Origin of the sequence: Nonomuraea jabiensis (assembly GCF_014204795.1) — a bacterium.
Taxonomy (GTDB): Bacteria; Actinomycetota; Actinomycetes; order Streptosporangiales; family Streptosporangiaceae; genus Nonomuraea; species Nonomuraea jabiensis.
This window is the reverse complement of the sequence record NZ_JACHMB010000001.1, coordinates 1,397,588-1,416,139: the sequence shown is the minus strand read 5'-3', so window position 1 is coordinate 1,416,139 and position 18,552 is coordinate 1,397,588. Positions and strand designations below refer to the sequence as shown.

The following is an 18,552-nucleotide window of genomic DNA, read 5'->3' as shown; positions in this document are numbered from 1 at the left end:
AGGGGCGGAGCTGATTGCCTGCGGTGGCAGCCCCCAGCCGCTGCGGATGTTCCTGGAGCGGGACGCGGCCGTGGAGGCGGTCAGCCGACCGTGACAGGAAGTTCCTTGATGCCGTTGATGAAGTTCGAGCGAAGCCGGCGCGCAGGGCCCGTTTGGCGGAGTTTGGGGCGTCGACGGGCCAGTTGTTCGAAGAGGATCCGGAGTTCGAGCTTGGCCAGGTGGTTGCCCAGGCAGAAGTGAGCTCCGCCGCCGCCGAAGCCGATGTGCGGGTTCGGGTCGCGGGTGATGTCGAAGACTTCGGGGTCGGAGAAGACCGCGGGGTCGCGGTTGGCGGAGGCGTAGAAGACCACGACCTTGTCGTCGGCCTTGATCTCCTGTCCGCCCAGCACCTGGTCGGTGGTGGAGGTGCGGCGGAAGAGGTTGACCGGGGAGACCCAGCGGACGATCTCGTCGGCTGCGGTCTTGGCGAGGGTGGGGTCGGCGACCAGGCGGCCCCACTGGTCCGGGTGCTCGAAGAGGGTGAGCATGCCGCCGGAGGCCGCGTTGCGGGTCGTCTCGTTGCCGGCGACCGCCAGCAGGAGGATGAACAGGTTGAACTCGTCCTGATCGAGCGTTTCGCCGTGCTCATTGGGCTGGAGGAGCTTGGTGACGATGTCGTTCTTCGGGGTGCCCCTGCGCCGTGTCGCGAGTTCGTTGGCGTAGGCGTAGACCTCCATGGCGGCGGCCGAGCCCACCTCGGGAGTTTCCGAGTAGTCGGGGTCCTGACTGCCGATCATGCGGTTGGACCAGGTGAAGAGCTTGTCGCGGTCGGCCACGGGCGCGCCGATCAATTCACAGATCACGTACAGGGGGAGCGGCGCGGCGACTTCGGTGACGAAGTCGACCTCACCGGTGCACTTGTCCAGGAGGTCGTCGCAGATGTCGCGGATGTGGTCTTCGAGGGCGCCGATCGTGCGCGGAGTGAAGCCGCGGTTGACCAGGGAACGCCGTCTCGTGTGCTCGGGCGGGTCCTGGTTGAGCATCATGTGGCGCTGGAGGTCGATCTGGTCCTGGGTCAGCTCTTCGAACAGGGCGAGCTTCTTGTACGAGGAGAATCGGTCGGAGTGCCGCGATACATGGACGACGTCCTCGTATCGGGTGACGGCCCAGAATCCGGGCTCGCCCTCGTGCCAGTGGACGGGGGAGTTCGCGCGGAGCCAGGCGAGCTGCTCGTGTGGTGGTCCGGTGGTCGCGTAAATGTCCCTGTCGACGAGGTCGATGTGCACCACATTCACCCTCTTGATCAAGCGCTTGGTTTACTACTACTTGAAACGTGTTCTATTACGTCCCTGTACGACCGTCAAGGGGCAATGTAGTGGCGAAACGGCTCCACAAGGGGTCCGCCGAGGTCGGAAATTCATCGGGTGATGCGGCTTGTGCCAGGTCCCCGGGTCACCGACGACGCCGACCTCGCTCGGCCCCCCGCCGCGTGCCCTGGCGAGAAGTGCCGAGCTGTCGGGTCGTCTGCATGGCCTGCTGTGGGTCCTCTGTGCGAGCCATCAGCCGTCTGCATGCGTGCTGTGCGCCCTCTGTCCGAGCCATCAGCCGTCTGTATGCGTGCTGTGGGTCCTCTGTGCGAGCCGTCGGCTGTCTGCATGCGTGCTGTGGGCTTTCTGGCCGAGGCGGTCAGCGACGGCGGCGTGCCGATGTTCCCGCCGGACGCGACCGTGGGCCGGCCGCTCGACTTCGCCGCCCGCAATCGGAAGTTCCGTAAGCGCCTTTTCGCCCGCGACGGCGCCCTGGGCGCGCTCCGAGACCTGGGCCTTGCGCATGCCCTTGAGCCGGCCGAAGTACATCAAGTTCTGCCAGGCCGACAGGCTCCATTAGACGTTGCGCGAGCCTTCCAGCACGGCGCCGAACTGCGCCATCGCGGCTGAGCGCTGCCGCGTCACGTCGAATCCGCCCAGCCGGACCTGGCCGGAGGTGGGGGTGAGCAGGCCAGCATCTTGATGGTGGTGGTCTTGCCGGCGCCGTTGGGTCCCAGGAAGCCGAAGACCGAGCCGGCGGGGACGTGCAAGGACACCTCGTCGACCGCCCGCACCTGCGCCGATCCGTAGACCTTGGTCAACGCGTCGATTTCGATCATGTCATCTCCTTGATGCGAGGAGGTGCCGCAGCTTCCGGTTCGGGGGCGGGGGTGGGGTCGTGGTGTGTGGAGGTGCCCCGGCTTCCGGTTCGGGGGCCGGGGCAGGGTCGTGGCGTGTGGAGGTGCCCCGGCTTCCGGTTCGGGGGCCGGGGCAGGGTCGTGGCGTGTGGAGGTACCCCGGCTTCCGGTTCGGGGGGCCGCGGCGGGGCGTCAGAGTTCGGCCAAGACCTCGATGTCCTGGGCCGTGACGTCGCGGACCAGGGCGAACGCCGCGGCGGCCGCGGGGGTGGCGGGCGCTGCCTCGCGGGCCGCCTGCAGGCTGGCGGCCGAATCCCAGCGCCAGACGCCGACCCACGTCTCGTCGTCCAGCCGGCCGAGGCGCGCCTCGGTGAGGCCGGGCTGAGTGGCTCTGATCGCGGTGACCAGAGCGGCGTGCCGAGCCTGAACCTGCTCGGCATCAGCGGGATCGGCCTGGAAACGGGTGACGCTGATGACCGCCATGGCTGGACCTACTCTCTAGAGTTGACTTATAGTTAACGAATCTAGAAATAGACTCTAGCCATGAGCGATGTCAAGAGGACGAACAAGCGAGCGCAGAAGGCCAAGGAGACGCGCCGGCGTATCCTCGGGGCGGCGCTGGAGCTGTTTGTGCAGGACGGATATGGCGCGACGAATCTGCAGGACGTCGCCGACAAGGCGGGCGTCGCAGTGCAGACGATCTACTTCGTCTTCGGCAACAAGCGCGCCCTGCTCAAGGAGCTGGTCGACGTCACGATCGCGGGCGACGACGAGCCGGTGGCCACGATGGACCGGCCGTGGTACGTCGCCGCGCTGGCCGCCGGAACCGCCCAGGACATGCTGCGCGCCTACGTCGAGGGCGCGACCTCGATCCTGGAGCGCGTCGCACCGATCGGCAGGGTGCTGGAGGCGGCGGTCGCGAGCGACCCCGAGGTGGCCGCGCTGTGGTCACACGAGGTCGATCCCCGATATGTCGTCCAGCAGGGTGCCGCCAAGGCTCTTGTCGGCAAACCCGGGGCGCGCGCCGAGGTGTCGGTGGAGGAAGCCGCCGACGTGCTCTACGGCCTGCTCAGCCCCGAGCTGTACCTCCTGTTCGTGAAGGAGCGAGGATGGACGCGCGAGCGCTGGGAGCGGTGGGTCGGCGAGACCCTTCGCGCCCAGCTCTGCTCCCCCGGGGGAGGTTCGTGATGGACGGCGTCATCCTGACCCCCGTCGCCCGCGTCCTTGGTGGACGGCCTGAGATGTACGAGGACGGCTGGTACGACACCAAGGCCGTCCTCCGGCTGGACGACCACCTCGACGCGTCGGCCCTGCAGGGCCTGCAGGAGTTCTCCCACCTGGAGATCGTCTTCCAGTTCGACCGGATCGACGAGGCGGACGTGCGGATCCGGCCGCGTCCGCCGCGCAAGAATCCCGACGGCCCGCTCGTCGGCGTGTTCGCGCACCGCGGGCCGTACCGGCCGAACCGGCTCGGCGTGTCGGTGTGCCGGCTGCTGGCCGTCAACGGCCGCGACCTGCAGGTGGCCGACCTGGACGCGCTGGACGGCACCCCCGTGCTGGACATCAAGCCGTACCTGGTCGAATTCGCGCCCACCGACCCGGTCCGGCAACCGGCCTGGGCGTCCCGGCTCATGCGCGGGTACTACAGGGCTTGATCAGGGTTGGCGGCGGCTGCGGTAGGCGGCGGTCTTGGCGCGAGCCGTACATGCCGCGCTGCAGTAGCGGCGCGACGCGTTGCGGGTCAGGTCGATGTAGACCGCCTCGCACTGGTGCGCCGCGCACTGTCCGAAGCGGTCGGGGCCGTAGCCGTCCACGATGAGGGCCAGCGCCGTGGCGAACTCGCCGCCCAGGGCCTCCACCGGGGTGCCGCCCGAACCGTGGAAGTGCAGGTGGAACGGCTGGCCGACGTCCTCGACGAGGTACGGTTGCGCGCCGTACCTGCGGATCATGGCGTTGATGCGGGCGGCCTGGTCCGCCGGATGCTCGGCCAGGAGCGCCTGCCGCAGCTCGGCGGCCAGCTCGGTCAGGTGCCGCCCCGTGTCCGGGGCGGCGCGCAGGGCCGCGCTTGTGGGGTCGCGGAGCTGGGCGGCGAACGTCGCCGCCAGGTCCTCGCCTGCCAGTGGTTGCACTGAGGCGCCGCCCCGCCAGTGCGCCGTGGCCAGGTTGACCAGCTCGGCGATCAGGGGAGCCTGCCGGGTCACGTTACAGGCTATTTCCACTTGACCGGTAACACCCCTCTACTGTGTCATAGGCGTAATCCAGTTAGATAGTAACGGAGCCGCCATGTTCGCGCCCTACCGACGCCTGCTCGCCCAGCCGGGCGTCCCTCGCCTGCTCGTCACGGGGCTCCTCGTCAAGCTGGGGACACCCGTGCTCAGCCTCGCCCTGCTGCTGGCCGCCGTCGACCGGCTCGGCTCCTACGCCACCGCCGGCCTCGTGCTCACCGGCCACGCGCTGGCCCTGGCCCTGTGCGCGCCGCTCGGCGGGCGCGTCGCCGACCGGTACGGCCCCCGCCCGGCCCTGACCGGCTACCTGGCCGCCCACGCCCTGGCCTACGCTCTCCTCCTCCTGGCCCCACCCGCCCTGATGATCGGCGCCGCGGTACTGCTCGGCGCCACCACCCCGCCGGCCGGCTCGGTCATCAGAGGCGCCTGGCCACGCCTCGTCCCCGTCGCCTCCCTGCCCGCCGCCTACGCGGTGGACAATGCCGTCAACGAGCTGACGTTCATCGCCGGCCCCCTGCTCGTGCCGGTCCTGACCCTGGCCGTTCCGGCCCACGGCGTGGTGACCGTCGCCGGCGCCGCCGTCCTGCTCGGCACCGCGCTTCTCCTGGCCTCCTCCGTGGTACGGCGAGCAGCGCCCGCCCCACCGGGCAGGCTGCGCCTGGCCGGGCCGCTCACCCACCGGGCTACCCTCCTGCTGCTGACCATCGCCGCCTTCGGCACTTTCACCTTCGGCTGCCTGCGCATCGCCACGGTCGCCTCGGCCACCACCTTCGGCTCCGCCTCCTCCGCCGGCGTGCTGATGGGCCTGCTGTCGGCCGGCGCCCTCCTCGGCACCCTCGGGTACGGCGCGCGGGCCTGGCCCCTCACCGGTGGGCGGCTGCTCGTCCTGCTCTCGCTCGCCGAGGCGGCCATCCTGCTCGGCGGAGGATGGGCGCCCGGCTTCGGGACGCTCGCCGTGCTGATCGGCCTGGTCGGGCTGGTGACCGGACCGCGCGACGCCGTCGTGCCGGCCCTGCTCGCCGACCACACCCCCGCCCGCTACCGCACCGAGGTCTTCGCCTGGCTCAACACCTTCATGTGGGCCGGCTACGGCCTGGGCACCGCCGTCGCCGGCCGGCTCACCGGCCCCCACGACCCCGGCACCACCGCCTTCGGCGCAGCCGCGGCCGCGGCCGTGGCAGGCGCGGTCCTGGCGGCTGTCGCCGGCCGGATCGCCTCGACCCTGCCGGCACCCGCCGCGGTGTCGGCCGAAGGTCCTTCCCGTGAATCTGATCAGTAGCCGGTCCCTGGTTGTTGTTCAAGCACGCGGGTGAATCGGACCGCCTCTTCCCGATAGCCCAGCGCGGCGTAGAACCGCTGAGCGGTCGTGTTGCCTGCCGCCGTCTCCAGCGTCAAGTGGCGCAGGCCCTGCTGGCGCGCCCAGTCCTCCGCCGTGCTCAACAGCCGCCGGCCCAACCCCATGCGGACGGCGTGCGGGGCGACGGCCAACTCGCCGATGTAAGCCTCGACCGGTCCGGTGAAGTGCCTGTGAGTATTGACGGAGACCATGCCGACGACCTCGCCTTCGGCCGTGGCCACGAACACGGCTCCCTGCTGCTCTCGCGTGGGAGCGAAGAAGCCGGCGAGCCACTGCCGGGCCGCCTCCACAACGGCTTCGGGGTCACGCCATTCCGCCACCCCTTCGGCAAGCTGAGCGGCAAGCTCCATGACGGCGTGGCGGTCCTCTTCGCGAACGGGTCGGATTTGCACGCTTTCGTACGCGGTACTCATGGGCGTCAGCATGTCATCCGACTGACATGGCAGGTCATGGTGTGGGCTTGGGGCCGGGTTTACCTCCGATGTATGGGGAGGCGTCAATTCGTGTATGTGAATGCAGCCATCGGAGCGGTAAAGTCGCTTCACAGGCACCGACCACCCCCGGGGGATGTCTTTCGAGGTCACGGATCGGATGTATCCGTCTTGTCACCCTTGACACGCTCTGCCCGATCGCACGAGCATCATGAATCGAGACATCCGATGTATATGTGAAGGATGCGGTGTGAAGCTGCTGCGAGTAGGACCTGTCGGCCAGGAGCGTCCGGTGGTCATGGATGACGCCGGTAACCTGCGCGACATCGGAGAGCCCGAGATTGACGGGGCTTTCCTCGCTTCCGGGGGAGTGGCGCGCGTCCGGGACGCGCTCGAGCGTGGTGCCCTGCCCGTCGTCGACGCCGAGGGGCTGCGGATCGGCGCCCCGATCGCGCGACCAGGCAAGATCGTGTGCATCGGCCTGAACTACAGTGACCACGCCGCCGAGTCCGGGCAGGATGTGCCGGCCGAGCCGGTCGTGTTCATGAAGGCCGCGAACACCATGGTCGGCCCGTACGACCAGGTGCTCGTGCCCAGGGGCAGCGTGAAGAGCGACTGGGAGGTGGAGCTGGCCATCGTGATCGGCCAGGAGGCCCGCTACCTGGGCAGCCGGGAGGAGGCGCTCGGCGTGATCGCCGGGTACGCGATCTCCAACGACGTCTCGGAACGCGAGTTCCAGCTCGAACGCGGTGGGCAGTGGGACAAGGGCAAGTCGTGCGAGACGTTCAACCCGCTCGGCCCGTGGCTGGTGACGGCGGACGAGGTGGGCGACCCGCAGAGCCTGCCGCTGCGCCTCTGGGTGAACGGCGAGCTGCGCCAGGACGGCGACACCAAGAACATGATCTTCGATGTGGCCGAGATCGTGCGCTACCTGAGCCAGTTCATGGTCCTGGAGCCGGGTGACGTGATCAATACGGGTACGCCGGCCGGCGTGGCGATGGGCATGCCGGGGCAGCCGTACCTGCGTGAAGGTGACGTGATGGAGCTGGAGATCGAAGGGCTCGGGCGGCAGCGCCAGACGGTGGGGCAGGCATGACGACTCCTGGCGCGTACCGGATCGTCGGGATGGAGACGCACGACGTGCGGTTCCCGACCTCGCGCGAGCTCGACGGCTCGGACGCGATGAATCCGGATCCCGACTACTCCGCGGCCTATGTCGTGCTCACCACCGATGACGGGTTCGAGGGGCACGGGTTCGCCTTCACGATCGGGCGTGGCAACGACATCCAGACCACGGCCATCAGCGCGCTCGAGCCGTACGTGATCGGCAAGGACGTCGAGGACCTCGGCGCGCTCTACAAGGACATGGTCAACGACTCGCAGCTGCGCTGGCTGGGGCCGGAGAAGGGCGTCATGCACATGGCGATCTCCGCCGTGGTCAACGCCCTGTGGGACCTCAAGGCCAAGCGGGCGGGCAAGCCGTTGTGGCGGCTGCTGTCCGAGATGTCCCCCGAGGAGATCGTCGGCCTCATCGACTTCCGCTACCTGAGCGACGCGCTGACGCCGCAGGAGGCCCTCCAGATCCTGAAGAGCCAGGAGGCGGGCAAGGAGGAGCGGATCAGCCGGCTCATCGAGGTCGGCTACCCCGCCTACACCACCTCCCCCGGATGGCTCGGCTACGACGACGACAAGCTGCGCAGGCTCTGCAAGGAGGCCCTGGAGCAGGGCTTCAAGCAGATCAAGCTCAAGGTCGGCGCCGACCTCGAGGACGACCGGCGCAGGTTCAGGGTCGCCCGCGAGGTCTGCGGCCCCGACTTCCCGATCGCCATCGACGCCAACCAGCGCTGGGACGTCGGATCGGGCATCGAGTGGATCAACGCGCTGGGCGAGTTCCACCCCCACTGGGTCGAGGAGCCGACCAGCCCCGACGACGTGCTCGGCCACGCCGCCATCGCCAGGGGCATCGACCCCATCCCCGTGGCCACCGGCGAGCACGTTCAGAACCGCATCGTGTTCAAGCAGCTCCTGCAGGCCAACGCCATCTCCTACCTGCAGATCGACTCGGCCAGAGTCGGCGGCGTCAACGAGAACCTGGCGATCCTGCTGCTCGCGGCCAAGTTCGGCGTGCCGGTGTGTCCCCACGCGGGTGGCGTCGGGCTGTGCGAGCTGGTGCAGCACCTGTCGATGTTCGACTACGTCGCGATCACCGGCTCCATGGACAACCGCGTGATCGAGTACGTCGACCACCTCCACGAGCACTTCGTGGACCCCGTGGTCATCCGCAACGGTCGTTACGCCGCACCGTCCGCGCCCGGCTTCAGCGCGGAGATGCACGCAGTGTCGATCGCCGCCCACACCTTCCCCGGCGGCGAAGTATGGAGGGACGCGTGAGCCTGAAAGCGATCGTGACCGGCGGCGGCTCCGGCATCGGGCTGGCCGCGGCCACCCTGCTCGCCGAGCGCGGCATGAAGGTCGCCTGCCTCGACGTCAACCCGCCCGGCGAGCCGTTCATCGGGATCAAGGTCGATGTCACGGACGACGCGCAGGTACGGGCGGCGGTGGCGGAGGCCGCCGAGCGGCTGGGCGGCATCGACGTGCTCGTGAACAACGCGGGCATCGGAGCTCAGGGCACCATCGAGGACAACCCGGACAGCGAGTGGCAGCGCGTGTTCGACGTCAACGTGTTCGGCATGGTCCGGGTCGCGCGGGCGGCGCTGCCGTACCTCAGGCAGTCGGAGCACGCCTCCATCGTCAACACGTGCTCGATCGCGGCCACCGCGGGCCTGCCGCAGCGCGCGCTCTACAGCGCGACCAAGGGCGCGGTGCTCTCGCTGACCCTCGCGATGGCCGCGGACCACGTCCGCGAGGGCATTCGCGTCAACTGCGTCAACCCCGGCACCGCGGACACCCCGTGGGTCGCGAGGCTGCTCGACCGGGCCGACGACCCCGAGGGGGAGCGGGCCGCACTGAACGCCAGGCAGCCGATGGGCCGCCTGGTCAGCGCGGAGGAGGTCGCCGCGGCGATCGCCTATCTCGCCAGTCCTGAAGCCGGCGCCACCACCGGGACCGCGCTCGCGGTCGACGGCGGCATGCAAGGTCTCCGGCTGAGGGCGCCCAACTAAGGAAGGTACCCCCCAATGAAGTTCGGATCGGCGGTCGCGGCGGCGGCCCTCTTGGCGGTCGTCACCGCGTGTGGCTCGGGCACGACAACAACCGGAGGAGGGGGCGGCGGCGGGAAGGTCGGCATCGACCACCCGCGGGCCGACTCCAACTTCTGGAACTCCTACATCAAGTACGTCCCGCAGATGGCCGGCGAGTACAAGGTGGACCTCATGCCACCCACGAACTCGCAGAACGACGTCTCCAAGCTGGTCAACAACGTGCAGGCGCTGGTGGGTCAGGGTGCCAAGGCGATCATCATGGCGCCGCAGGACACCGGCGCCATCGCCAACACGCTGCAGCAGCTGGAGAACAAGAAGATCCCCGTCGTGACCGTCGACACCCGGCCGGACAAGGGCAAGGTCTACATGGTCGTACGCGCCGACAACCGCGCGTACGGGACGAAGGCCTGCGAGTTCCTCGGCGAGAAGCTGGGGGGCAAGGGCAAGGTCGTGCAGCTCCAGGGCGCGCTCAGCTCCATCAACGGCCGTGACAGGTCGGAGGCGTTCCTGGAGTGCATGAAGTCCAAGTTCCCCGGCATCACGGTGTTCAGCGAGCCCACGGAGTGGGAGGGCACCAAGGCCGCGTCCATGCTGCAGACCCGCCTGGAGCAGAACCCCGACATCAAGGGGATCTACATGCACGCGGGCGGCGTGCACCTGGCGCCGACGCTGCAGGTGCTCAAGCAGAAGAGCCTGCTCGTCCCGCCGAGCGACCCCAAGCACGTCTTCGTGGTGTCGAACGACGGCATCCCGGAGGAACTGGAGGCGATCCGCAAGGGCGACATCGACGCCACGGTGTCGCAGCCGGCGGACCTGTACGCCAGGTACGCGGTCTTCTACGCCAAGGCCGCGCTGGAGGGCAAGACGTTCAAGCCCGGCGCGACCGACCACGACAGCAACATCATCCAGCTCCCGAACGGCCTGGAGGACCAGCTCCCCGCGCCGCTCGTGACCAAGGACAACGTGGACGACAAGAGCCTTTGGGGTAATCAGATCAAGTGATGAAAAATCACGTTGAAGCCCGAAACGTCGTCAAGCGCTTCGGCCCCACCGTCGCGCTGAACGGCGCGGGGATCGCGATCGCCGAGGGCGAGACCCACGCTCTCGTCGGCAGGAACGGCGCGGGGAAGTCCACCCTCGTGTCGATCCTCACCGGGCTCCAGCCGGCCGACGAGGGCGAGGTGCTGTTCTCGGGAGAGGCGGCGCCCGCCCTCGCCGACCGCGACGCCTGGCGGCAGCGCGTCGCCTGCGTCTATCAGAAGTCCACGATCATCCCCGCGCTGACGGTCGCCGAGAACCTCTTCCTCAACCGCCAGGCGGCCAAAGGCGCCAGGATCAACTGGCGCGCGCTGCGGGCCAGGGCGCGCGAGCTGCTGGACACGTACGAGGTGGACGTCGACGCGCAGGCGCTGGCCGGTGACCTGACCGTCGAGCAGCGCCAGCTCGTCGAGATCGCCCGGGCGCTGTCGTTCGGGACGAGGTTCATCATCCTCGACGAGCCGACCGCCCGGCTCGACGGCCCGGCCATCGAGCGGCTGTTCGCGCGCATGCGCTCGCTGCGCGAGCAGGGCGTCACGATGATGTACATCTCCCACCACCTCGACGAGGTCTACGAGATCTGCCAGAGCGTCACGGTCTTCCGCGACGCGCGGCACATCGTGACCAGGCCGGTCGCCGACCTGCCCCACGACGAGCTGGTCGCCGCGATGACGGGGGAGGCCACGACGGCGTACGAGTCCCGCTCCCGCACGCCCGGCGACCGGGTCGTGCTGTCGGGCGAGGGCCTCTCGCTCGGCGGCCGCTACGCAGATATCGATATTTCCGTTAAATCGGGTGAGGTCGTCGGCCTGGCCGGCTCCGCGAGCAGCGGCAAGGTCGGCCTGGCCGAGACCCTCGTCGGGCTCCGCAAGGCCGACTCCGGCACGGTCACGGTCAACGGCACCCGGGTCAAACCGGGCGACGTGCCCGCCGCCATGAAGGCGGGCCTCGGGTTCGTGCCGGAGGACCGCCACCACGAGGGCTTCGTCCCGCTGCTCTCGGTGGGGGAGAACGCCACGTTCCCGATCGCCCGCAAGCTGGGCCGGTACGGGATCGTGTCGCCCGTCCGGCGGCGGGCCAAGGCCAACGAGATGATCAAGAACCTCGACATCAAGACGGAGGGCCCCGATCAGCCGGTCGGCGACCTGTCCGGGGGTAACGCGCAGAAGGTCGTGTTCGCGCGGGCCCTCGTGGACGACCCGACGGTGCTGGTCGTGATCAACCCGACGGCCGGTGTCGACGTCAAGGCCAAGCAGGCGCTGCTCGGCGCGGTCGAGGACGCGGTCGGACGGGGCGCGGGGGCCGTCGTGGTCTCCGATGAGCTCGACGACCTGCGGATCTGCGACAGGGTGCTGGTGATGTTCCACGGCAGGGTCGTCAAGGACGTGCCGCGTGGCTGGACCGACCACGAGCTCGTGGCCGTGATGGAGGGCATAGAAGATTGACCACTATGACTGTGCCGGTCCCTCGGGTGCGCCTGGCCAGGTTCCGTGACCTGACGCTGGTGCCGGTGATCGTGATCCTGCTCGTCGTGGGCGCGTTCCTCGACCCGACCTTCCTGACCCCGGGCAACCTCACGAACGTGCTCCAGCAGCAGGCGGCGATCTCGCTCGTGGTGCTGGCGGAGGCGATGATCCTCATCGCGGGCAAGTTCGACCTGTCGCTGGAGTCGACGGTCGGCACCGCGCCGGCCATCGCCGTGATGCTGGTCATCCCGGCGGCCGCGGGCGGGTTCGGCATCGGGCTCCCGGGCGCGCTGGTGATCCCGCTGGCCCTGCTGGTCGGCGCGGCCATCGGGGCGTTCAACGGTTTCCTGATCATCAGGTTCCAGCTGTCGGCGTTCATCGTGACGCTGGCCATGCTGATCATCGTGCACGGCCTCCTGCAGGGGCCGACCGAGGGCAAGACACTCTTCCAGCTCCCCGACTCGATCCTCTACCTGGGCAGCGCCATGTGGCTCGGCCTGCCGGCGGCCATCTGGATCGCCGGTGCGCTGTTCGCGGCGGGCATCTTCGGCCTGGGCTACCTGCGGCTCGGCCGCGCGCTCTACGCGATCGGCGGCAACACCGACGCCGCCCGCGCCGCCGGCATCCGGGTGGATCGGGTGCTGTACGGGGTGTTCATCCTGGGCGGGACGCTCGCGGCCCTCGCCGGGATCCTGGAGACCGGCCGCCTCGGGGCGATCGGCAACAACCAGGGCGTCGGGTGGATCTTCATGGTGTTCGCGGCGGCGGTCATCGGCGGCGTGAGCATGGACGGCGGCAAGGGCACGATCCTGGGCGCGCTCACCGGCGTGCTGGTGATCGGCCTGGTGCAGAACATCTTGACGCTCATCGGCGTCTCCGGCTTCTGGCAGCCGGTGATCTACGGCGGGATCATCCTCATCGCGTTGATGATCAGCCGGATCGCCGGCGGAAAGGCACAGGATTGAACGGGATCGACGAACCCCCAGCCGCACCGGACGGGCGTGACGGAGGCGGGTCATGGGTCGGGCGTGACGGCGGCGGGGTCGAGGTGTCGCGGCACGGCTTCGGCGGGGCGCCGATCGGCAACCTGTTCCAGGAGGTGTCGGAGGAGCAGGCGCGGGCCACGGTCGACGCGGCCTGGGACGCCGGGGTGCGCCTGTTCGACACCGCGCCCCACTACGGGCTCGGTCTGTCGGAGCGCCGCCTCGGCGCCGCGCTCAAGGACCGCTCGGGTTACGTCCTGTCCACCAAGGTCGGCCGCCTGCTGGTGCCCGCCGCGTCGTCGGGCGGCCGCGACGAGCAGGGCTTCGACGTGTCCGCCGACCTCCAGCGGGTGTGGGACTTCTCCGGCGACGGCGTACGCAGATCCCTGGAGGAGTCCCTGGACCGGCTGGGGCTCCCGGCCGTCGACATCGCGCTCATCCACGACCCGGACGACCACCTGGACCAGGCGCTGGCGGAGGCGTACCCGGCGCTGGCCGAGCTGCGGGCGCAGGGCGTGGTCAAGGCCATCGGCGTCGGGATGAACCAGTGGCAGGCGCCGCTGCGCTTCGTCCAGGAGACCTCCATCGACGTCGTGATGCTCGCCGGCCGCTACACCCTGCTCGACCAGTCCGGCCTGCCGCTCCTGGAGGAGTGCGCGCGCCGCGGGGTCAGGGTGCTGGCGGCGGGCGTCTTCAACAGCGGCATCCTGGCCACGCCGCGGCCGACCGGCACGTACAACTACGAGCCCGCCTCGGCGTCGGTGGTGGAGCGGGCGACGCGGATCGCGGAGATCTGCGAACGCCACGGCAGCACGCTGCCCCAGGCGGCCATGGCCTTCCCCCTCCGCCACCCGGCCGTCGCCTCGGTCGTCCTGGGCGCCCGCTCGCCCGAGGAGATCACCGCGAACGCCGCCCTGCTCTCCCGCCCGGTCCCGGAGGCGGTGTGGGACGAGCTGATCTCAGAGGGGTTGCTGCCCAAGGAGTGATGGCGGGGCTCAGGAGGGGATGAACAGCCAGGACTTCGAGGGCCCGGGCTCGTACGCCGAGTCGAGGCGTTTGGCCACGATCCCGGGCAGGCCCTGCTCGCGGGCGGCCTGGCGGACCGGGCCCGCCTCGCCGGGCCATGACGGAGCCGTCTGCCACCGGGCTCCCGCCAGGTCCAGCGCCTCCAGCGCCGCCCGCCGCTCCCTGTAGGGCTCGTCGACCAGGGAGCGGCCGTCGTCGTACAGCAGGTCGTAGAAGACCAGGATCTCCGCGCCCCCGAGCGTGGCCACCTCCCCGTCCAGCATCGCCGTGCGGCTGCCGAACGACTCCGCGAGCCCCCGCAGCCACGGGTGCTCCCGCGCGGCCGTCGTGCGCCCGCCCTCGATGGGGACGAGCAGGCGGCGGCCACCCCACGCGAACTCGAAGGCGTAGGCCGAGACGTCCTTCGGGGGTTTGGCGCGCTCGGTCGGGAGCATGGGGTCGGGCGGCGGGAACGGGTCGCGGGCCCGGGCGTCCATGCGGTGGATCATCCAGTTCTGGCCCCGGGTCCGGAACAGCACGAACCGCCCCGAGGCCCGCTCTCCACGCAGGACGAACTTGACCTCGCGATCCGACCACTTCTCCGTCTCGTACGTGCCGGTGTCCCAGATGGTCATCGTGCCGCCGCCGTACTCGCCCTTGGGGATCTCGCCGTGGAACGTGAGGTACTCCATCGGGTGGTCCTCGGTGTGCACGGCCAGGTGGTTGGTGTCGGGGTCGGCGGGCAGGCCCTTGGGGACGGCCCAGGACACGAGGACGCCGTCGCGTTCGAGCCGAAGGTCCCAGTGGAGGGAGCGGGCGTGGTGCTCCTGGATGACGAACGCGTTGCCGTCCTCGGCGGAGGGCGGCGCGGCGGGGACGGGTTCGGGGGTGCGGCTGGCGTCGCGTTTGCTCCGGTATCGCTCCAGTTTGTCGGCCACGACAGGGGTACTACCCACCCGCAGCAAGGTTCTGGGTGCCGACGACCTTGAGGAGCCGCAGCGCCTCGTACGACGGTGACCCCGGCGCCGCGGTGTAGAGGACGATCCACTGGTCGCCCTCGGGCACGTGCAGCGTCTCGCAGTCGAGCTCCAGCCACCCCACCGCCGGATGGTTGATCCGCTTGCGCGCGGACCTGCGCACGGTGACGTCGTGCCCGGACCACAGCTCCGCGAACTCGGCGCTGCCGGCCAGCAGCCGGTCGACGAGCCGGCGGATGCCGGGGTCGTCGGGGTAGCGGGCGGCGGCGGCACGCAGGTCGGCCACCGACTCCCTGGCGAACCGCCACGCGCCGTCGGGGTCGTGCCGGTCCCGGGCCCGCGGGTCGGTGAAGTAGCGCCAGATGAGGTTGCGCTCGCCGGGCGGCAGCACGGAGAAGTCCGTGAGCAGCGCGGCGGCGAGGGGGTTCCAGGCCAGCACGTCGTACTTGGCGTCCGACACGAGCGCCGGGGTGTCGTCCAGCCGGTCGAGCAGGTGCAGGACCCCGGCCCTGACGTCCTGTGCCGGGCCGGGAGGCGGTCCGGGCGGTTCGCCGGCCAGGTAGTACAGGTGCGAGCGCTCGTCGTCCGTCAGCCGCAGCGCCCTGGCGATCGCGCCGAGCATCTGCCGCGACGGCCGCGGTCCGCGGGCCTGCTCCAGGCGGGCGTAGTAGTCGACGGACATGCCGGCCAGCCGGGCGACCTCCTCGCGCCGCAGCCCGGGCGTGCGGCGGCGCTTGCCGCCCTCCAGGCCCACGTCGGACGGCCGCACGAGTTCGCGGCGGCTGCGCAGGAAGCCCGCCAGGCCGGCCCTGTTGATCCGGTCCATCAGAGTCTCCCGAGGGAACCGTCGTCTTCAGGCGACGGGGGAATCGGGAGCGGGAGGGCCGCCAAGGGCCGAGTGTGCCTTGACCTGTCAGGTGCGCGGGTCACAGCTTTCCTTCCGGGTTTGTCGGTGCCAGGCGATATCGTGGTGGTCTCGTTACCGAGCGTGGGGGATGGGGTGTGCGCAGGTCGTTCACGTTCCTGCTGCGCCCCACCGGCAAACAGGCCGCCGCGCTCGCGCAGTGCCTGGAAGACCACCGGCAGCTGTACAACGCGGCTCTCGAACACCGCCGTACGGCCTACCGCAAAGCCGGGGTGAGGGTGCGCTACGGCGAGCAGTCGGCGGAGCTGAAGCACATCCGCGCCGACGACCCCGATGGTCAGGGCCGGTGGTCGTTCTCCTCTCAGCAGGCCACGCTGCGCAGGCTGGACAAGGCGTACCGGGCGTTCTTCGACCGCGTCAAAGCGGGCCGCACGCCAGGGTTTCCGCGTTTCAAGGGGCGGGGCTGGTTCGACACGGTTGAGTGGCCCAAGGACGGCGACGGCTGCCGGTGGCACTCCCAGCCCGAGCACCCGACAGCGAGTTTCGTCCGCCTGCAGGGCGTCGGGCATGTCCGGGTCCACCAGCACCGCCGGGTGCTGGGCATCGTCAAGACGATCAGCGTCAAGCGGGAAGGCGCCCGCTGGTTCGTCGTGCTGTCGTGCGATGAGGTGCCCGCACCCACCCTTCCCGCGACCGGCGCGGTCGCGGGTGTTGACATGGGTGTCGCCTGGCTGGCCACGACCAGCGACGGCGACCACCTCGACAACCAGCGCCACCTCGCCGCCTCCGCGAGCCGTCTGGCAGCGGCCCAGCGGGAGCTGGCCCGTAGGAAACGAGGATCCCAGCGGCGCCGGAAGGCCGTCACGCGGGTAGCGGCCCTGCACGCCAAGGTGCGGCGGCAACGCCTCGACTCGGCGCACAAGGCCGCGCTCGCGCTGGTCCGCGGCTACGACGTGATCGTGCACGAAGCGCTGAACGTCGCGGGCATGATCCGGCGTGCCGCGCCGCAACCGGACGGCGAAGGCGGCTACCTGCCCAACGGCCAGTCGGCTAAATCCGGGCTGAACAAGAGCATTGTCGACGCGGGCTGGTCCGCGTTCTTGACGATCCTGTCGCACAAGGCTGAAAGCGCCGGTCGACAGCTGATCGCCGTGAATCCGGCCAACACCTCCCGTACGTGCTCGCGCTGCGGGCACTGCGCGAAGGACAACCGTGTCACCCAGGCCGTTTTCCGATGTACGGCGTGCGGGCACGAGGCACACGCCGACGTGAACGCGGCGATCAACATCTTGAGGGCAGGGCTTGCCCTTCGCGAGGCTACGCAAGCGGCTTAGCGAGAAGCCGCTCCCTTCAGGGAGCGGAGGAGTCACGGCCTCAGGATGCCTGGTCCGCGCCGCCGTAACCAGGGACCGTCGATCCGGGCCTCAGCGGGTCTCTCCCGTCCGTGCGCGGCCCCGCTCAGCCTTGAGGGCATGAACATCGCACTCATCACCGGTGCCAACAAGGGCATCGGGTACGCCACCGCCCGCGTACTGGCCAAGTCCGGATATGTCGTCTTTGTTGGTGCCCGCGACCCCGAGCGTGGCAAGAAGGCCGCCGGGGAACTGGCGGCGGAGGGGCTCGACGCCCGGTTCGTCCGCCTGGACGTCACCGACCAGGACACCGTGGAGGCGGCCGCCGCTCACGTCGAGCGCGAGTTCGGCCGGCTGGACCTGCTGATCAACAACGCCGCGATCAGCCGCGACCAGGAGCGCACGCCGAGCCGGCTCCCGGTCGCCGACCTGCGCGAGGTCTACGAGACGAACGTGATCGGCGTCGTCGCCGTGACCAACGCCATGCTCCCGCTCCTGCGCAGGTCGGAGGCCGGCCGCGTGGTGAACGTCTCCAGCGGCCTGGGCACGTTCGCGTTCCTGGCCGACCAGGAGTCCGAGTGGCGCCCGTACGCGACCCTGCTCGGCTACAACTCCTCCAAGGCCGCGCTGAACGCCGTCACCCTGATCTACGCCGAGGAGCTGCGCGACACGCCGATCAAGGTCTACGCGGTCGCGCCCGGCTTCTGCGCCACCGACCTCAACGGCTTCATCGGGACGCTGACCGCCGGCGAGGGCGGCGAGCACGTGGCCCGCCAGGCCACCCTGCCCGACGCCCGGACCGGCGTCTTCCTCAGCGAGCAGGGCGGCACCAACCCCTGGTAGCGCGCTCAGTCGAGGTCGAGCGCCTTGCGCAGCCACGACTCCACGCCCGCCACGTGCACGGTCGCCCAGGACCGGGCCACGTCGGCCTGGCGGGCGGCGATGGCCTCGTAGATCGCGGTGTGCTGCTCCCGCGTCTTCTGCATCGCCCCCTCCTGGGTGAGCCCGCGCCAGATCCTGGCCCGAGTGGTCGGACCTGACAGGCTCTCGATGAACGAGCAGAGCACGCTGTTCCCCGAACCCCGCGCGATCCGCTGGTGGAACTGGAGGTCGTTGGCCACCAGCTCCTCGACCGTCGGCTCGGCGGGCAGGGACTCCAGGATCACGCGCAGCTCCTCGACGTCGGCGTCGGTCATCAGCTCCGTCGCCATCGCCGTCGCGGCCGGCTCCAGGATGCGCCTGACCTCGAAGAACTGGATCACCGTGTCGTCGCGGTGCAGGTCGAGCACGAACGACATGGTGTCCAGGAGCAGGCGCGGCTCCAGGCTGGTCACGTACGTGCCGTCGCCCTGGCGCACGTCGAGCACGTTGATCAGGGACAGGGCCCGCACGGCCTCGCGCAACGAGTTGCGTGACAGGCCGAGCCGTTCGGCGAGGTCGGCCTCCTTGGGCAGCCGGTCGCCGGGGGCCAGCTCGCCCGAGAGGATCATCTGTTTGATCTTGTCGATGGCCGCGTCGGTGACCGCCACGCTTCGCTCCCTAGACATCG

At 70.0% G+C, this 18,552-nt stretch carries 21 protein-coding genes; 13 read left to right on the top strand and 8 right to left on the bottom strand.

Features of this window, described 5'->3' with window-relative positions:
• Positions 1 to 80 precede the first annotated feature (80 nt).
• Positions 81 to 1,265 (bottom strand): cytochrome P450, encoded by a 1,185-nt coding sequence (locus HD596_RS64655; protein WP_185078309.1) that lies wholly within the window; start codon positions 1,263 to 1,265, stop codon positions 81 to 83.
• Positions 1,266 to 1,643: 378 nt separating this feature from the next.
• Here HD596_RS64655 and HD596_RS60230 point away from each other — a divergent pair, with 378 nt between their 5' ends.
• Positions 1,644 to 1,916, top strand: coding sequence for a hypothetical protein (locus tag HD596_RS60230; protein WP_221519200.1), 273 nt, complete (start codon positions 1,644 to 1,646; stop codon positions 1,914 to 1,916).
• Positions 1,917 to 1,927: 11 nt separating this feature from the next.
• On the opposite strand, the gene HD596_RS60225 is transcribed toward HD596_RS60230, so the two are convergent.
• Together HD596_RS60225 and HD596_RS05945 are read right to left on the bottom strand one after the other, a co-directional pair.
• Complete coding sequence (locus tag HD596_RS60225; protein WP_221519199.1) at positions 1,928 to 2,125, bottom strand: ATP-binding cassette domain-containing protein; 198 nt, start codon at positions 2,123 to 2,125, stop codon at positions 1,928 to 1,930.
• Positions 2,126 to 2,335: 210 nt separating this feature from the next.
• Positions 2,336 to 2,626, bottom strand: a complete 291-nt coding sequence (locus HD596_RS05945; RefSeq protein WP_185068307.1) for an antibiotic biosynthesis monooxygenase — start codon at positions 2,624 to 2,626, stop codon at positions 2,336 to 2,338.
• A gap of 60 nt (positions 2,627 to 2,686) precedes the next feature.
• On the opposite strand from HD596_RS05945, the gene HD596_RS05940 reads away from it, so the two are divergent.
• Both HD596_RS05940 and HD596_RS05935 read left to right on the top strand, forming a co-directional pair.
• Entirely contained in the window at positions 2,687 to 3,331 is a 645-nt protein-coding gene (locus HD596_RS05940) for a TetR/AcrR family transcriptional regulator (protein ID WP_185068306.1), read from the top strand.
• Positions 3,331 to 3,798: an SAM-dependent methyltransferase gene (locus HD596_RS05935; protein ID WP_185068305.1), complete on the top strand. Its 468-nt coding sequence runs from the start codon at positions 3,331 to 3,333 to the stop codon at positions 3,796 to 3,798. Before HD596_RS05940 ends, HD596_RS05935 begins: the two co-directional genes overlap by 1 nt.
• Here HD596_RS05935 and HD596_RS64650 read toward each other — a convergent pair whose 3' ends face one another.
• On the bottom strand, positions 3,799 to 4,344 hold the full coding sequence (locus HD596_RS64650) for a CGNR zinc finger domain-containing protein (protein WP_221519198.1): 546 nt from the start codon (positions 4,342 to 4,344) through the stop codon (positions 3,799 to 3,801).
• An 82-nt stretch (positions 4,345 to 4,426) separates the two neighbouring features.
• Between HD596_RS64650 and HD596_RS63570 the strand changes: the two genes are divergently transcribed.
• The gene (locus HD596_RS63570) at positions 4,427 to 5,647 is read left to right on the top strand and encodes an MFS transporter (RefSeq protein WP_185068303.1); all 1,221 of its coding nucleotides are present in this window, start codon (positions 4,427 to 4,429) and stop codon (positions 5,645 to 5,647) included.
• Here HD596_RS63570 and HD596_RS05920 read toward each other — a convergent pair.
• Positions 5,641 to 6,138, bottom strand: coding sequence for a GNAT family N-acetyltransferase (locus tag HD596_RS05920; protein ID WP_185068302.1), 498 nt, complete (start codon positions 6,136 to 6,138; stop codon positions 5,641 to 5,643). The two genes, HD596_RS63570 and HD596_RS05920, sit on opposite strands and share 7 nt — an antisense overlap.
• A 268-nt stretch (positions 6,139 to 6,406) precedes the next feature.
• Here HD596_RS05920 and HD596_RS05915 point away from each other — a divergent pair, with 268 nt between their 5' ends.
• The 7 genes from HD596_RS05915 to HD596_RS05885 are packed head-to-tail and all read left to right on the top strand — an operon-like array spanning position 6,407 to position 13,790.
• A complete protein-coding gene (locus HD596_RS05915) occupies positions 6,407 to 7,252 on the top strand; it encodes a fumarylacetoacetate hydrolase family protein (RefSeq protein WP_185068301.1) in 846 nt (281 codons plus the stop codon).
• A complete protein-coding gene (locus tag HD596_RS05910) occupies positions 7,249 to 8,547 on the top strand; it encodes an L-fuconate dehydratase (protein WP_185068300.1) in 1,299 nt (432 codons plus the stop codon). The genes HD596_RS05915 and HD596_RS05910 overlap by 4 nt, the downstream gene beginning before the upstream one ends.
• The gene (locus HD596_RS05905) at positions 8,544 to 9,278 is read left to right on the top strand and encodes an SDR family NAD(P)-dependent oxidoreductase (RefSeq protein WP_313042925.1); all 735 of its coding nucleotides are present in this window, start codon (positions 8,544 to 8,546) and stop codon (positions 9,276 to 9,278) included. Before HD596_RS05910 ends, HD596_RS05905 begins: the two co-directional genes overlap by 4 nt.
• A gap of 15 nt (positions 9,279 to 9,293) precedes the next feature.
• Complete coding sequence (locus HD596_RS05900) at positions 9,294 to 10,319, top strand: sugar ABC transporter substrate-binding protein (protein ID WP_185068298.1); 1,026 nt, start codon at positions 9,294 to 9,296, stop codon at positions 10,317 to 10,319.
• Positions 10,319 to 11,800 carry a sugar ABC transporter ATP-binding protein gene (locus HD596_RS05895; protein WP_185068297.1) on the top strand — a complete coding sequence of 494 codons (1,482 nt, stop codon included), beginning with the start codon at positions 10,319 to 10,321 and terminating at the stop codon, positions 11,798 to 11,800. The genes HD596_RS05900 and HD596_RS05895 overlap by 1 nt, the downstream gene beginning before the upstream one ends.
• Before the next feature lie 5 nt (positions 11,801 to 11,805).
• Complete coding sequence (locus tag HD596_RS05890; RefSeq protein WP_185068296.1) at positions 11,806 to 12,786, top strand: ABC transporter permease; 981 nt, start codon at positions 11,806 to 11,808, stop codon at positions 12,784 to 12,786.
• Positions 12,783 to 13,790: an aldo/keto reductase gene (locus HD596_RS05885; RefSeq protein ID WP_221519196.1), complete on the top strand. Its 1,008-nt coding sequence runs from the start codon at positions 12,783 to 12,785 to the stop codon at positions 13,788 to 13,790. Before HD596_RS05890 ends, HD596_RS05885 begins: the two co-directional genes overlap by 4 nt.
• A 9-nt stretch (positions 13,791 to 13,799) precedes the next feature.
• Here the strand turns inward: HD596_RS05885 and HD596_RS05880 are convergent, their stop codons facing one another.
• Entirely contained in the window at positions 13,800 to 14,747 is a 948-nt protein-coding gene (locus HD596_RS05880) for a DNA polymerase ligase N-terminal domain-containing protein (protein WP_185068295.1), read from the bottom strand.
• 10 nt (positions 14,748 to 14,757) lie between these two features.
• The gene (locus HD596_RS05875) at positions 14,758 to 15,612 is read right to left on the bottom strand and encodes a helix-turn-helix transcriptional regulator (protein ID WP_185068294.1); all 855 of its coding nucleotides are present in this window, start codon (positions 15,610 to 15,612) and stop codon (positions 14,758 to 14,760) included.
• Between the two features lie 176 nt (positions 15,613 to 15,788).
• On the opposite strand from HD596_RS05875, the gene HD596_RS05870 reads away from it, so the two are divergent.
• Both HD596_RS05870 and HD596_RS05865 read left to right on the top strand, forming a co-directional pair.
• Complete coding sequence (locus HD596_RS05870; RefSeq protein ID WP_185068293.1) at positions 15,789 to 16,985, top strand: RNA-guided endonuclease InsQ/TnpB family protein; 1,197 nt, start codon at positions 15,789 to 15,791, stop codon at positions 16,983 to 16,985.
• A gap of 138 nt (positions 16,986 to 17,123) precedes the next feature.
• Positions 17,124 to 17,846 carry an SDR family oxidoreductase gene (locus HD596_RS05865; RefSeq protein WP_185068292.1) on the top strand — a complete coding sequence of 241 codons (723 nt, stop codon included), beginning with the start codon at positions 17,124 to 17,126 and terminating at the stop codon, positions 17,844 to 17,846.
• Between the two features lie 5 nt (positions 17,847 to 17,851).
• On the opposite strand, the gene HD596_RS05860 is transcribed toward HD596_RS05865, so the two are convergent.
• On the bottom strand, positions 17,852 to 18,532 hold the full coding sequence (locus HD596_RS05860; protein ID WP_185068291.1) for a FadR/GntR family transcriptional regulator: 681 nt from the start codon (positions 18,530 to 18,532) through the stop codon (positions 17,852 to 17,854).
• Positions 18,533 to 18,552: the final 20 nt, after the last annotated feature.